The sequence below is a fragment of the Rhizobium sp. BT-226 genome, assembly GCF_025847085.2.
In the GTDB taxonomy this organism is placed as follows: Bacteria; Pseudomonadota; Alphaproteobacteria; order Rhizobiales; family Rhizobiaceae; genus Rhizobium; species Rhizobium sophorae.
The window spans coordinates 1,658,807-1,671,154 of sequence record NZ_JAOYTI010000001.1 but is presented as its reverse complement, the minus strand read 5'-3'; the positions used below and the strand labels follow the sequence as shown (position 1 = coordinate 1,671,154).

Below are 12,348 nucleotides of genomic sequence, written 5' to 3'. Positions count from 1 at the left end.
GAAATGACTGCCAACACTCAACATGAACTCGTCCTCGTTCGCGAATTCGACGCGCCGCGCGAGAAGATCTACAAGGCATGGACCGATCCTGATCTGCTGAAGCAGTGGTTCGTGCCGCGTCCTTGGGGTGTGGCGGAAGCGACGCTCGACGTCCGCCCCGGCGGTTCCAGCGTCGTCGTCATGCATGACCCCGAGGGCAATCAATACCCGAACCACGGCGTCTATCTCGAGATCGTCGAGAACGAGAAGATCGTCTTCACCGATGCCTATACCAGCGCCTGGGCACCATCTGAGAAACCTTTCTTCACGGGTGTTATTCTGCTCGAAGATCTCGGCAACGGTCGCACGAAATATACGGCCAAGGCGCTGCACTGGCGCGCCGAGGACAGGGAAGCGCACGAGAAGATGGGTTTCCACGAAGGATGGGGCAAGGCTGCGGACCAACTGGCGGAGTTGCTGGCGAAGATGTGAGCGGCGGCTGGACAGCGCGGCGAGAGTACGCCGTCCAGCCGCTTCAAGTATGATCTAAGGTGGTTCGAAAGATGAATCCGCCGGCGCTTCGAAGTCATTGAATTCAGATTCGAATTAATCGTCGATTGCTCTGCCTGATCGCCAAAGATCATGCCGCCATCGAAATTCTCGAACATTCTGTTCCACAATTTGTATTTGCGCTGCATCCCCGGCATCCTTATCTCAGCCGAGAATTCAACAGGATGCCGATGATGGAACTGGGGCTTTACACATTTGCCGACGTCAATCCGAAGCCTGCCGGTAGCAGAGGTGTCGAAGGGGCGGAGCGGCTGAAGAACCTGATCGAGGAAATAGAGCTCGCCGATCAGGTGGGACTCGATGTCTTCGGGCTCGGCGAGCATCATCGACCGGACTATGCGGCATCCGCTCCTGCAGTCGTATTGGCTGCGGCCGCGGTCAAAACGAAGAACATCCGGCTGACCAGTGCGGTCACCGTGCTCTCCTCCGACGATCCGGTGCGTGTCTTCCAGCAGTTTTCGACGCTCGATCTGATCTCCAATGGCCGCGCCGAAATCATGGCGGGGCGTGGCTCCTTCATCGAGTCCTTCCCGCTGTTCGGCTACAATCTCGAAGACTACGACCAGCTTTTCGAGGAGAAGCTCGATCTGCTGCTGGCGCTGCGCGACAGCGAGGTTGTGGAGTGGAAGGGTGAGCTTCGCGCGCCGATCAACGGGCGCGGTGTCTATCCCAGGCCGCTGCAGGATCCGTTGCCGCTCTGGGTCGCGGTCGGCGGTACGCCGCAGTCGGTGGCGCGCGCCGGCGCACTGGGCCTGCCGGTGGCGCTGGCGATCATCGGCGGCGAGCCGCGCCGTTTTGCGCCGCTCTTCGATCTCTACCGCGAGGCCGCGCGCCGGGCAGGGCAGGATCAGTCGAAGCTGAAGACCAGCATCAATGTCCACGGTTTCATCGCCGACACGACGGCGGCGGCGGCCGACCAGTTCTACGGGCCGCAGGCCGAGGTGATGAACCGCATCGGCCGCGAGCGCGGCTGGGGACCGACGAACCGGGTGCATTTCGACATGTCGCGCGGGCCGAACGGCGCGCTCTTCGTCGGTGATCCCGAGGTGGTCGCCGAAAAGATCATCGCCCATCATGCGCTCTTCAAGAACGACCGCTTCCTGCTGCAGATGGCCATCGGCCTGATGCCGCATGCCGAGATCATGCGCGGCATCGAGCTTTACGGCACGAAAGTCGCGCCGATCGTCAGAAAGGCGTTGACTGATAGCAGCGAAGAGGCGAAAGCCACGGCTTGACGAGCGCATGACGCCGAAGATCGGAATCGATTTTCGGATGGGAATATGCGCTGATTCGAAGGGACGGAGCGTCCTTAGGGCTTCCTGTTGGAGGCGCGGCGCTCTAAGGCGGCCGCTGCCGCCCTGCGCAAGGCCGGAACAGACGAATGGTTATCGCAAACGACGATGAACTGACCAAGCTCAAGGAGATCGGCCGCATCTGCGCCAACGCCATCCAGGTGATGGCGGCGGCGATGGAGCCCGGCATGACGACGCTGGAGCTCGACCAGATCGGCCGCAAAGTGCTCGAGGATTCGGGCGCGCGTTCGGCGCCGGAGTTCTGCTACCAGTTTCCCGGTGCCACCTGCATCAGTATCAACGAGGAAATCGCCCACGGCATTCCCGGCCCGCGCGTCATCCGCGCCGGCGATCTCATCAATATCGACGTCTCGGCGGAAAAGGACGGCTTCTTCGCCGATACCGGCGCCTCCTTCACGATGCCGCCGGTCAAGCCGAAGATCGAGCGGCTCTGCCGCGACGGCAAGCGGGCGCTGTGGATCGGGCTCAACCAGGTCAAATCAGGCGAGCCGCTGGCAAAGATCGGCACAGCCGTCGGCGCCTTCGCGCAGAAGAACCGCTATACGCTGGTCGCCAATCTGGCGAGCCACGGCGTCGGTCGCTCGCTGCATGAGGAGCCGGCCGAGCTCTCGACCTGGCCGGACCCTTCGGAAAAACGGATGATGACGGAAGGTCTCGTCTTCACCGTCGAGCCATTTCTCTCGCTCGGCGCGACATGGGCCGAAGGCGGCGACGATGCCTGGACGCTCTATGCCGATCCGAAGGCGCCGACCGTGCAATACGAACACACGGTGGTCGCGACGCGCAACGGGCCGGTGGTTCTCACCTTGCCGGATGAGCGGGGGTAAGGCTTTTTTCCAACATCTCTATCGGGAGCACGGCATTCTCCAGCGTCCCTCATCCTTGTACGTAGCCTGTAGGGCGGAGCCTCGAAGGACGCGCCGCAGCGCTGCTCCTGGCATCCATCGGACGCTGAAGCACCCGCTGTGTGGCCTTCATCTTCAGCCCCGCGTTCCCGGCCTGCCGCCTTGCAGGATTTCGGTGGCGGCGCGTTCGAGGATGCCGGCGATGCGGGCGGCTTCGGTTTTCGACCAGGGATAGCGCATCCGCAGCGCCGAGCGCAGCAGCATGCGGGCGGCGCGGATATCGCCGCCGTCCTGCATGAAGTCGCCGTCATCGCCATCGTCGGCGCCGTGACGGTCGGTTTCGAAGACACGCTTCACATAGGCCATCTTCTCACCGATGCGCTCGAGCTTGGCGAGCGTGTGCAGGATCATGTCGCGGTTTTCCTCGACGCGGCGGCGGCCGGCCTCGGTGATGCGATAGAGCTTCTTGGCGCCCTCGGCCTCGACCTCGGCAAGACCGGTTTCTTCGAGATAGGTGAGTGCAGGATAGATGACGCCGGGACTCGGCACGTAGAAGCCGCCGGAACGCTCCTCCAGCAACTTTATCAATTCGTAGCCGTGGCGCGGCTGCTCAGCGAGCAGCGCCAGGATGATGAGCTGCAGGTCGCCCGCGGCGAATTTGCGGCCCATGCGGAAATCTCCGCCGAACATGCCGCCTTTAAAACCTCTCATGGTTCTTCCTTTCATCGTTAGATGTATCTCTAGCTATGTCGTAAAACATATATCGTACGATAATTGCTTTCAAGTGTGACCTGGAATTTTTGATGTTTCGGGAAATTGATCGATCGATCAGAATTACTTGATTGTGATGCCGGCACGCGGAAGCGATAAGCGCTGCATGCTCGAGCGCATCCGTCACTCCCCACCGAACCTTGTCTCCACCGCCGCTGCCGGCGCCGTTGCCATGGCCGCCGCCATGGGCTTCGGGCGCTTCTCCTACACGCCGATCCTGCCCGGGATGATCAGCGGCGTGCCACTTTCGGCAGCGGATGCAGGCTTCATAGCGTCGGCCAATTTCGTCGGTTATCTCGTCGGCGCCGTGCTTGCAGCCTATGGCTGGGCGGCGGGGCGGGAGCGGCTGGTGGCGCTGTTGTCGCTGCTGGCAACCGCGATCCTGCTTGCCGCCATGGCCACCACCGATTCCGTCGCCGTCTTTGCCATCATTCGTTTCCTGGCCGGTGTCGCCAGCGCCTTTGCGATGGTCTTCACATCGTCGATCGTGCTCAGCCACGGGGCTGCCGCCGGCAACGATCATGTGCAAGCAGCGCATTTCGGCGGGCCGGGGGCGGGCATCGCGCTGTCCTCGGTCATGGTGCTGCTGATCGGCCTCGGCTTTCACGACGGGCCGGGCGGCTGGCGCGCCGACTGGATCGGCGGGGCGCTTTATTGCGCGGCAAGCCTCGTCGTCGTTTTCCTGCTGCTGCCGTCGTCGCCGGCGCAATCGGCGCAGTCGGGCAAGGAGCCGGCGCTCATCTGGAACCAGCCAATGGTGCTGCTGACGCTGTCCTACGGCCTGTTCGGCTTCGGCTACGTCATCACCGCGACCTTCCTCGTCACCATCGCACGTCTTTCTGCAACGGGACCCTTCGTCGAATTTCTCTGCTGGTTCATCGCCGGCTTGACCGCGACGGTGGCCCTGTTTGCCTGGAAGCCGCTGGTCAAGCCGCTCGGGCTTGGCGGGGTCTATGTCGCAGCCCTTCTGGTCGAGGCCGCCGGTGTGCTTGCGACCGTAGCGCTGCCGCCTTCCGTTGCACCGCTGATCGGCGGGGCGCTGTTCGGGGCGACGTTCCTGGCAATCACCGCTTACGGGCTGCAGATCGGCCGCAAGCTTTCGCCTGACAGTCCGCGGCGGATCCTGGCGATGATGACGGCCGCCTTCGGCCTCGGCCAGATCGTTGGGCCTGTTGTTGCCGGCTGGATCGCCGAGCGTAGCGGCAGCTTCACCGTCCCAACAGTGATCGCCGCCGTGGCACTCGTCGCCTGCGCGGCGCTGGTGATGCCAGTGATCAAGAAAATCTCTTAACCGGTTACATCTCCGTAACAATCGGCCGAACCCATTGCCGCTTCCTTCGAACTGCCTTAGTTTCCGGCACAATCAGTGTTGACGACACTCCCGAGACTCACAGTTCAGGAAAGCAAAGCCCCCCGTGTTTCATTCGTTTTTTCCCCGACCGAAGTTGTTTTTTACGTCCGCGGTCGTATGGACGCTCGTCTGCGTTTTCTTTTGGTATTTCGCAGGCATTGGCCTTTTGACCAATCTTGGCTTTCCTCCGCTGCCGGAGGATGCGCAGCCGGTCGGAGCCGCGTTCTTTGTCGCACCCGCTAATCTGTCATTTTATCTATTTTTCATACTCTGCTCCGCTTTGTTCTGCGGTGTATGGCACGTCCTCGCCCACGCGCATCCTTGGAAAATATGGTCGGTCTGGGGATCGGCGCTGATTATTTTCATTACGTATTTCGGCGTTCAGATGGATGTGGCAATTAATGTTTGGCGAGGACCTTTCTTTGACCTTCTTCAAAATGCACTTGCCGGAAAGCCGGGTATCACCAATGAGAACTTCTATTATTTGATCTTGAAGTTCTTGGAGATCGGTACGGTGGGCGTGATTGTGTCCGTGGTGTCTGCATTTCTCATCAACCACTATGTGTTGAGATGGCGCGTGGCGATGAACGATTTCTACATGTCGAAGTGGCAGAAACTTCGTCATATCGAAGGAGCGTCGCAACGTGTCCAGGAAGACACGATGCGGTTTGCAAACATCATCGAAGGCCTCGGCGTCAGCCTCATCGGCTCGGTCATGACGCTTATCGTCTTCCTGCCAATCCTGTCAGCGCTATCGGCCCATGTAACCGATCTTCCAATCCTTGGCGCGGTTCCGAATTCCCTCGTCTGGCTCGCGCTTGGTTGGTCGGTTTTAGGCACCGTCCTCCTGGCTGTTGTCGGCGTAAAACTGCCAGGATTGAATTTTCGCAACCAACGTGTTGAGGCGGCTTATCGCAAAGAGCTCGTCTACGGCGAAGATCATGAAGATAGAGCCCAACCGGTAACCGTCGCCGAGCTGTTCTCGAACGTCAGGCGAAATTATTTCCGTATGTATTTTCACTATCTTTATTTCAATGTCGCACGTTATTCATACGGGCAGCTTGATGCGATATTTCTTTATTTCGTTTTGGTGCCGACTTTCGTCGCGCATAAGATCACGCTTGGGATATGGCAGCAGATTGCTACGGCTTTTGGCCAGGTCAGCAATTCGTTCCAATACCTCGTGAGTTCCTGGACGACTATCATCGAACTACTCTCCATCCACAAACGCCTCCAGGCCTTCGAAGCGGCAATCGACGACGAGCCGCTGCCTGAGATCGACCAACGCTATCTGGAGCGTGAGGCGGGTGTTGTTCACGCCGACGGCTGATGGAGCGGGGGTATTCTGCGAGCGATCGGAAGGTTCGCGTCTGCGGCACCCGTCCGCCCTGTCGGGCACCGACCGGGTCGAGCCACAGGTCTCGACCCGTCCTTCGGACCTCCGGTAGGTAGAATGGGGAATCGCAACTTCGCAACGAATCTCGTCTTCCGCGGGGAGCAGATCCCGATAAGTAGATGAGGGGGCGGCACGGCATGTCGTCTCGTTCAAGGGAACTTAGAGACACCTTGCAGGCTCGACAGCGCCCATAGCCGCCATCAAAGACCTGACGTCTGCAATCTGCCGCGGGCCTCGATCATCGGGATCGCTTCCGAATAGCTGACGCAGGCGACGTCGGTGCGGTGGCAGACGTCGCTAACCAGTCGGTCGAGCGCCCGCCAATAGGCGCCGCCGTTCATTTCGACGAAGTGGAAGCCGAGCTGCAGCGGGATGCGGGAGCCGGCATATTGCCTGTCGAAAGCCTCCTTGAAGGCGGCATAGGCGCGGTCCTCGAATTCCCCGGAATCGGCCGTATCCTCCTCACCCTTGGAATGGCGGACGAAGAGATTGTAGTCCATGCCGATGATCGGCTTGTCATTCGGGCCTTCGGGGATCAGCGGCAGGCCGAAACGGATGATGCCGTCTTCCTCGACAGGCATGGCAGGGCCCTTGGTGACGAGGCTCGCGTCATAGGTGAAGCCCGCCTTCTTTTCGGCGGCGATCATGTCGGCGCCCGCAGTTGCCGAGAGATAGGGGGCGCGAAAGCCCTTGATGCCGTGATCGACCAGATCCTGCCAGCCGGCCGGCTCGTGGAGACCGACGCTCTTCCAGGCATTCTCAAGCGTCGCGTGGAAGGTGGCGTATTCGGCCGACCAGTCGGCCTCGCTCCAGAGGCGGCCGTCGAAATGCCCACAGGCATGGCTCGATATGTCGTGTCCTTCGAGGTGGGCGTGCCAGATATTGCCAAGGCGCTGGCGGATCTCGTCGTCGCTCTGGGCGAAGCCGACGTTGGATTTTCCGCGTTTCTGGTGCGGCGCCTGGTAGGCCTTCTTCGCCGCCTCGTTCATCAGAAAAGTGCAGGAAAGGAAATAGGTGAAATGGGCGCCGTTTTTCGCCGCCATCTCGCGGCTCTTCAGCCAGAGTGCGTTGTCGTGGGCGCCGTCGAAGGAAATGATAACGAGCTGTTTCGGCCGGGCGGCCGCCTCGGCAATTGCCGGAACGAGGAGCGAAACAGAAAGGCAGGCGGAGAGGAGGGAACGAGACATGGGCACCGCGACAATTTGTTCGCGGTTTCCCTCCGACAGAATTGCGGCGAAGCTGCGGTCGCGCTGGCATTTTCTCGCGCCAGCCGGTAAGCCATGACAAACGGCACGGAAGGGATCCGCAATGACATTGCTTATCGTCGGCATCATACTTTTCCTCGGGGTGCATCTGGTGCGGGTGGTGTCGCCGGACTTTCGCCGCTCGATGATTGCAAGCCTCGGCGAGAAGGGCTGGCGGGCGGCCTATTCGATTGCCAGCATCGCCACGCTAATCCTGTTGATTTACGGCTTCGGGCAGGCGCGGCAGGTGACCGGAATGCTATACAATCCCCCGGTCTGGATGGCACATATAGCAATCACGCTGATGCTGATCGCGATGATCTGTCTCGTCGCCTCGCTGCTGCCGGCGGGGCATATCGCGACGAAGACCAAACATCCGATGGTGCTGTCGGTGAAGATCTGGGCATTGGCGCATCTGCTCGCCAATGGTGAGACATCATCCGTGCTGTTGTTTGCCGCATTTCTGGCCTGGGGCGTCGTCATGCGCATTTCCCTGAAACGGCGGGAGCGGGCGGGCCAGATCACGCTCCGGCCCTTCGTCTCGGCCAAGTACGACCTCTATGCCATCGTCATCGGCATCGTCGTCTGGGTGCTGATCATCTGGAAGCTGCACGAATGGTTGATCGGGGTTTCGCCGCTCGCCATGTGACCTGCGCATAACCCCAAAAATCGATTCCGATTTCTGGAAAGGATTATGCGCGGATTCAAAGTGTTAGAGCGTCCTTGGCGCATCCTATTGGACGCGCGGCGCTCTAATCTTTCACATCCCCCTTACAACGGCGGCAAAATGGAGTAGAAGGCCCGACAATATGCGTTTTACGCAGTGCATGGGTATTTCCGCGGCCGGAGACGAGAATGGCATTCAACGACGACAGCTTCATCCGTGAAGTCAATGAGGAATTGCGGTCTGACCAGATGAAGGGCGTCTGGCGCCGGTTCGGCCGCTATATCGTCGTCGTCGCCATCCTGATCGTCGTCGGCACTGCCGGCAAGGTTCTCTACGACTATTGGGACGACAACCGCTCCTCCGGCACCGGCGACCAGTTCCTGGCGGCGATGAAGCTAGCCGACGAAAACAAGAACGACGAGGCGCTGGCCGCGCTCGACAAACTCGAGAAGGAAGGCCATGGCGCCTACCCGGTGCTGGCGCGCATGCGCGCCGCGACCGTTCAGGTGCAGAAGGGCGATGCCGCGGCGGCAATCGCCGCCTTCAACGAGATCGGCAAGGACAATGCCGTTCCGGCCGCCGTGCGCGATGCCGCCAAGATGCGCGCCGGCTGGCTGCTCATCGAGAACGGCACTTACGAACAGGTTTCGGCGGCGATCGAGGAAATGGCGGTTCCCGGCAACGCCTTCCGTCATTCGGCGCGCGAGGCACTCGGCCTTGCCGCTTACAAAGCCGGCAACATGGCGCAGGCGCGGCAGTGGTTCCAGTCGATCGTCGACGATACCGACAGCCCGCGCAATGTTGCCAATCGCGCCCATATGATGCTTGATCTGATTACCGCATCCGGCAAGGCGCCCGCCGCTCAGGGCTGATCGCGTTAAGGACAAGATATGAGTTTCACGGTCGCCATCGTCGGTCGTCCGAATGTCGGCAAGTCGACACTTTTCAACCGGCTGGTGGGTAAGAAGCTGGCGCTTGTCGACGACACGCCGGGTGTTACCCGCGACCGCCGGCCGGGCGATGCGCGGCTGATGGGCCTGACTTTCACGATCATCGACACGGCTGGTCTGGAAGAGGCCGACGCGGAAAGCCTGCAGGGCCGGATGCGGGCGCAGACGGAAGCGGCGATCGACGAGGCGGATCTTTCGCTTTTCGTCGTCGATGCCAAGAGCGGATTGACGCCCGTCGATACCGACCTTGCGGAGATGCTGCGCCGGCGCGGCAAACCGGTGGTACTCGTCGCCAACAAATCCGAAGCGCGCGGTTCAGACAGCGGCTTCTATGACGCCTACACGCTCGGGCTCGGCGAACCGACCCCGATTTCGGCTGAACATGGGCAGGGCATGCTCGACTTGCGCGATGCGATCGTTGCGGCAATCGGCGAGGACCGGGCCTATCCCGCCAAGGAGGATGTCGCCGTTACAGATGTCGACATTCCACAGACGGAAGGCGAAGACAGCGACGAGGACGAAGAGCCGGCCTATGACGAGACGAAGCCGCTCAGGGTGGCGATCGTCGGCCGGCCGAATGCCGGCAAGTCTACACTGATCAATCGCTTCCTCGGCGAGGACCGGCTTTTGACCGGGCCGGAGGCCGGCATCACCCGCGACTCCATCTCGGTCGAATGGGACTGGCGTGGCCGCACCATCAAGATGTTCGATACGGCAGGCATGCGCCGCAAGGCGCGGGTGATCGAGAAGCTGGAGAAGCTTTCGGTTGCCGATGCGCTGCGCGCCATCCGCTTCGCCGAAACCGTCGTCATCGTCTTCGATGCAACGATCCCTTTCGAAAAGCAGGATCTGCAGATCGTCGACCTCGTGCTTCGCGAAGGCCGTGCCGCCGTGCTCGCTTTCAACAAGTGGGACATGATCGAAGACCGGCAGGCGGTGCTTGCGGATCTGCGCGAAAAGACCGACCGGCTGCTGCCGCAGGCGCGCGGCATTCGCGCCGTGCCTATCTCCGGCCAGACCGGCTGGGGGCTCGACAAGCTCATGCAGTCGATCATCGATACCGACAAGGTCTGGAACAAGCGCATCTCGACGGCGCGGCTCAACCGCTGGCTGGAGACGCAGCAGATCCAGCATCCGCCACCGGCCGTTTCCGGCCGCCGCATCAAGCTGAAATATATGACGCAGGTGAAGGCCCGCCCGCCGGCCTTCATGATCTCCTGCACCCGATCGGATGCGCTGCCGGAATCCTATACACGCTATCTGATCAACGGGTTGCGCGCGGATTTCGACATGCCGAGCGTGCCGATCCGCATCCATTTCCGCTCGCCTGACAATCCGTTCGAAGGCAAGAAGAGGCGAACATAGGGTTTGGGCTTGCGCTGATTGGCGAGTTCTGAGGCACGTCGTGTGGCCACCCCCTCTGCCCTGTCGGACCCCGGGGTCGAGCCGCGGGTCTCGACCCGTCCTTCCGACCCTCACACGGAGGGAGAAAGGCAGGAGGCGAACACTCAGTGCCTCTCTGTCGATGCTCTGGCCGCCAAGCGGTAATTGTTTGGGGAAGCCGTAACATCCATCTGATTTCGCCGCCTGTAGGGGAGATGCCCGATGGGGCAGAGGGGTGTCACTGGCAGTGCGATAGCTATCCGGGAATCTAGGCCACACTTTTGTTCAGCGCCTCACGCAGCGCCACGATCTCGGCCTGGAGGCGGGTGAGGTCGACGGCATCGCGACCGCTGGCAGCGGCGATGCAACCCGGGATGCCGATCGCCTTTTCCTTCAAGCGAATGCCTTCTTCGCTCAAGCGGATGACGACGACGCGTTCGTCCTCCCGGCTGCGTTCGCGTCTGACATAACCCGCGGTTTCCAGGCGTTTGAGCAGCGGGGTCAGCGTGCTCGATTCGAGGAAGAGCTTTTCACCGAGGCCACCGACGGTCTGGCCGTCCTGCTCCCAGAGAGAAACCATCGCTAGATATTGCGGATAGGTGAGACCCAACGCATCGAGCAGCGGCTTGTAGACGCGATTCAGTGCGTGGCTTGCCGTATAGACGGCGAAGCAGATGAAATTGTCGAGCTTTAGCTGATCCTGCATGGGATATCTCCAAAACTAAACCAATTTATATCGTGCGATAAATAATCGTAGCCGCTTTTTATGCACGATAGCTATGCAGAATTGTAAATTGCACGATAAATAATCGCGCGCGATATAAAACGTGTTCACGACGAACATCAAAACCGAGAGGACAAGACAATGTCGACCATCAAGACCGCAGTTTCCGCAGCAGCACTGCTCGCAGCCTCCGCCGTTGGCGCGCTTGCCGATCCGGTACTCGAACCGACAACGCAGAAATTCATCGACGGGCTTGCCGGCGGCAAGCCGATCTACACGCTGTCGCCGGCCGATGCCCGTAATGTCCTGGCCGGCGCGCAGAAGGGCGACGTGAAGAAGCTTGCTGCCAAGGAAGAGGACAGGGTCATCAAGGCTGGCCCGACAGGCAGCATCAAGCTGCGCATCGTCCGTCCGGAACATGCCAAGGGCACGCTGCCGGTCATTCTCTATTTCCATGGCGGCGGCTGGGTGCTGGGCGATGCCGATACACATGACCGGCTGGTGCGCGAGATCGCCAACGGCGCCGATGCCGCCGTCGTCTTCGTCGATTATGAGCGCTCGCCCGAAGCCCGTTATCCCGTCGCCATCGAGCAGGCTTATGCCGCGACCAAATATGTCGCCGAACATGCCAAGGAGTTCAAGGTCGATGCCTCCCGGCTCGCGGTCGCAGGCGATAGCGTCGGCGGCAACATGGCGGCGGTGGTGACGCTGCTTGCCAAGGAACGTGGCGGTCCCGCCATCGACCAGCAGGTGCTGTTCTACCCCGTCACCGACGCCAATTTCGACAATGGGTCCTACAACCAGTTCGCCGATGGCCCGTGGCTGACGAAGGAAGCGATGAAGTGGTTCTGGAATGCCTACCTACCCGACGAAGCCAAGCGCAAGGAGCCGACGGCCTCACCACTGCAGGCATCGCTGGAGCAGTTGAACGGCCTGCCGCCGGCGCTCGTCATCGTTGACGAAAACGACGTGCTGCGTGACGAGGGCGAGGCCTATGCCCGCAAGCTCAGCCAGGCTGGCGTGAAGGTCACGTCGATGCGTTATAACGGCACGATCCACGATTTCGTGCTCCTGAACGCCATTGCCGAAACGCCTGCCGCGCGGAGCGCGATTGCGGTTGCGAACGACACGCTTCGCAGCGCACTTCACAAGTGA

General features: G+C 60.9%; 12 protein-coding genes. 9 read left to right on the top strand and 3 right to left on the bottom strand.

Going from position 1 to position 12,348, the window contains the following annotated elements; translation table 11 throughout:
- Positions 1–3 precede the first annotated feature (3 nt).
- The 3 genes from OIU37_RS08510 (at position 4) to map (ending at position 2,689) form a co-directional block, all read left to right on the top strand.
- Entirely contained in the window at positions 4–471 is a 468-nt protein-coding gene (locus tag OIU37_RS08510; protein WP_264257126.1) for an SRPBCC family protein, read from the top strand.
- 251 nt (positions 472–722) lie between these two features.
- Positions 723–1,784, top strand: coding sequence for an LLM class flavin-dependent oxidoreductase (locus OIU37_RS08505; protein ID WP_168314379.1), 1,062 nt, complete (start codon positions 723–725; stop codon positions 1,782–1,784).
- Between the two features lie 146 nt (positions 1,785–1,930).
- Positions 1,931–2,689 carry a type I methionyl aminopeptidase gene (map, locus tag OIU37_RS08500; protein ID WP_138386876.1) on the top strand — a complete coding sequence of 253 codons (759 nt, stop codon included), beginning with the start codon at positions 1,931–1,933 and terminating at the stop codon, positions 2,687–2,689.
- A 153-nt stretch (positions 2,690–2,842) separates the two neighbouring features.
- Here map and OIU37_RS08495 read toward each other — a convergent pair whose 3' ends face one another.
- Positions 2,843–3,418: a PadR family transcriptional regulator gene (locus OIU37_RS08495; RefSeq protein ID WP_264257125.1), complete on the bottom strand. Its 576-nt coding sequence runs from the start codon at positions 3,416–3,418 to the stop codon at positions 2,843–2,845.
- Positions 3,419–3,584: 166 nt separating this feature from the next.
- On the opposite strand from OIU37_RS08495, the gene OIU37_RS08490 reads away from it, so the two are divergent.
- Positions 3,585–4,769, top strand: a complete 1,185-nt coding sequence (locus OIU37_RS08490; protein WP_264257124.1) for an MFS transporter — start codon at positions 3,585–3,587, stop codon at positions 4,767–4,769.
- 124 nt (positions 4,770–4,893) lie between these two features.
- Positions 4,894–6,159 (top strand): peptide antibiotic transporter SbmA, encoded by a 1,266-nt coding sequence (sbmA, locus tag OIU37_RS08485; RefSeq protein WP_264257123.1) that lies wholly within the window; start codon positions 4,894–4,896, stop codon positions 6,157–6,159.
- Between the two features lie 266 nt (positions 6,160–6,425).
- On the opposite strand, the gene OIU37_RS08480 is transcribed toward sbmA, so the two are convergent.
- Entirely contained in the window at positions 6,426–7,412 is a 987-nt protein-coding gene (locus OIU37_RS08480) for a polysaccharide deacetylase (RefSeq protein WP_264257122.1), read from the bottom strand.
- A 121-nt stretch (positions 7,413–7,533) separates the two neighbouring features.
- Between OIU37_RS08480 and OIU37_RS08475 the strand changes: the two genes are divergently transcribed.
- From OIU37_RS08475 to der, 3 genes are all read left to right on the top strand, one after another.
- Positions 7,534–8,118, top strand: coding sequence for an NnrU family protein (locus tag OIU37_RS08475; RefSeq protein WP_264257121.1), 585 nt, complete (start codon positions 7,534–7,536; stop codon positions 8,116–8,118).
- Between the two features lie 206 nt (positions 8,119–8,324).
- Positions 8,325–9,008 (top strand): tetratricopeptide repeat protein, encoded by a 684-nt coding sequence (locus OIU37_RS08470; protein ID WP_168314171.1) that lies wholly within the window; start codon positions 8,325–8,327, stop codon positions 9,006–9,008.
- A gap of 18 nt (positions 9,009–9,026) precedes the next feature.
- Positions 9,027–10,451 (top strand): ribosome biogenesis GTPase Der, encoded by a 1,425-nt coding sequence (gene der, locus OIU37_RS08465; protein WP_168313599.1) that lies wholly within the window; start codon positions 9,027–9,029, stop codon positions 10,449–10,451.
- A gap of 286 nt (positions 10,452–10,737) precedes the next feature.
- Here der and OIU37_RS08460 read toward each other — a convergent pair whose 3' ends face one another.
- Positions 10,738–11,175, bottom strand: a complete 438-nt coding sequence (locus tag OIU37_RS08460; RefSeq protein ID WP_168314170.1) for a MarR family winged helix-turn-helix transcriptional regulator — start codon at positions 11,173–11,175, stop codon at positions 10,738–10,740.
- 159 nt (positions 11,176–11,334) lie between these two features.
- Between OIU37_RS08460 and OIU37_RS08455 the strand changes: the two genes are divergently transcribed.
- Entirely contained in the window at positions 11,335–12,348 is a 1,014-nt protein-coding gene (locus tag OIU37_RS08455) for an alpha/beta hydrolase (protein WP_168314169.1), read from the top strand.

Excerpts from the sequence above, each read along its gene's own strand:
- OIU37_RS08510 (WP_264257126.1), top strand. The coding sequence starts at position 4 with ATGACTGCCAACACTCAACATGAACTCGTCCTCGTTCGCGAATTCGAC.
- OIU37_RS08505 (WP_168314379.1), top strand. The coding sequence starts at position 723 with ATGGAACTGGGGCTTTACACATTTGCCGACGTCAATCCGAAGCCTGCC.
- map (WP_138386876.1), top strand. The coding sequence starts at position 1,931 with ATGGTTATCGCAAACGACGATGAACTGACCAAGCTCAAGGAGATCGGC.
- OIU37_RS08495 (WP_264257125.1), bottom strand. The coding sequence starts at position 3,418 with ATGAGAGGTTTTAAAGGCGGCATGTTCGGCGGAGATTTCCGCATGGGC.
- OIU37_RS08490 (WP_264257124.1), top strand. The coding sequence starts at position 3,585 with ATGCTCGAGCGCATCCGTCACTCCCCACCGAACCTTGTCTCCACCGCC.
- OIU37_RS08480 (WP_264257122.1), bottom strand. The coding sequence starts at position 7,412 with ATGTCTCGTTCCCTCCTCTCCGCCTGCCTTTCTGTTTCGCTCCTCGTT.
- OIU37_RS08475 (WP_264257121.1), top strand. The coding sequence starts at position 7,534 with ATGACATTGCTTATCGTCGGCATCATACTTTTCCTCGGGGTGCATCTG.
- OIU37_RS08470 (WP_168314171.1), top strand. The coding sequence starts at position 8,325 with ATGGCATTCAACGACGACAGCTTCATCCGTGAAGTCAATGAGGAATTG.
- der (WP_168313599.1), top strand. The coding sequence starts at position 9,027 with ATGAGTTTCACGGTCGCCATCGTCGGTCGTCCGAATGTCGGCAAGTCG.
- OIU37_RS08460 (WP_168314170.1), bottom strand. The coding sequence starts at position 11,175 with ATGCAGGATCAGCTAAAGCTCGACAATTTCATCTGCTTCGCCGTCTAT.
- OIU37_RS08455 (WP_168314169.1), top strand. The coding sequence starts at position 11,335 with ATGTCGACCATCAAGACCGCAGTTTCCGCAGCAGCACTGCTCGCAGCC.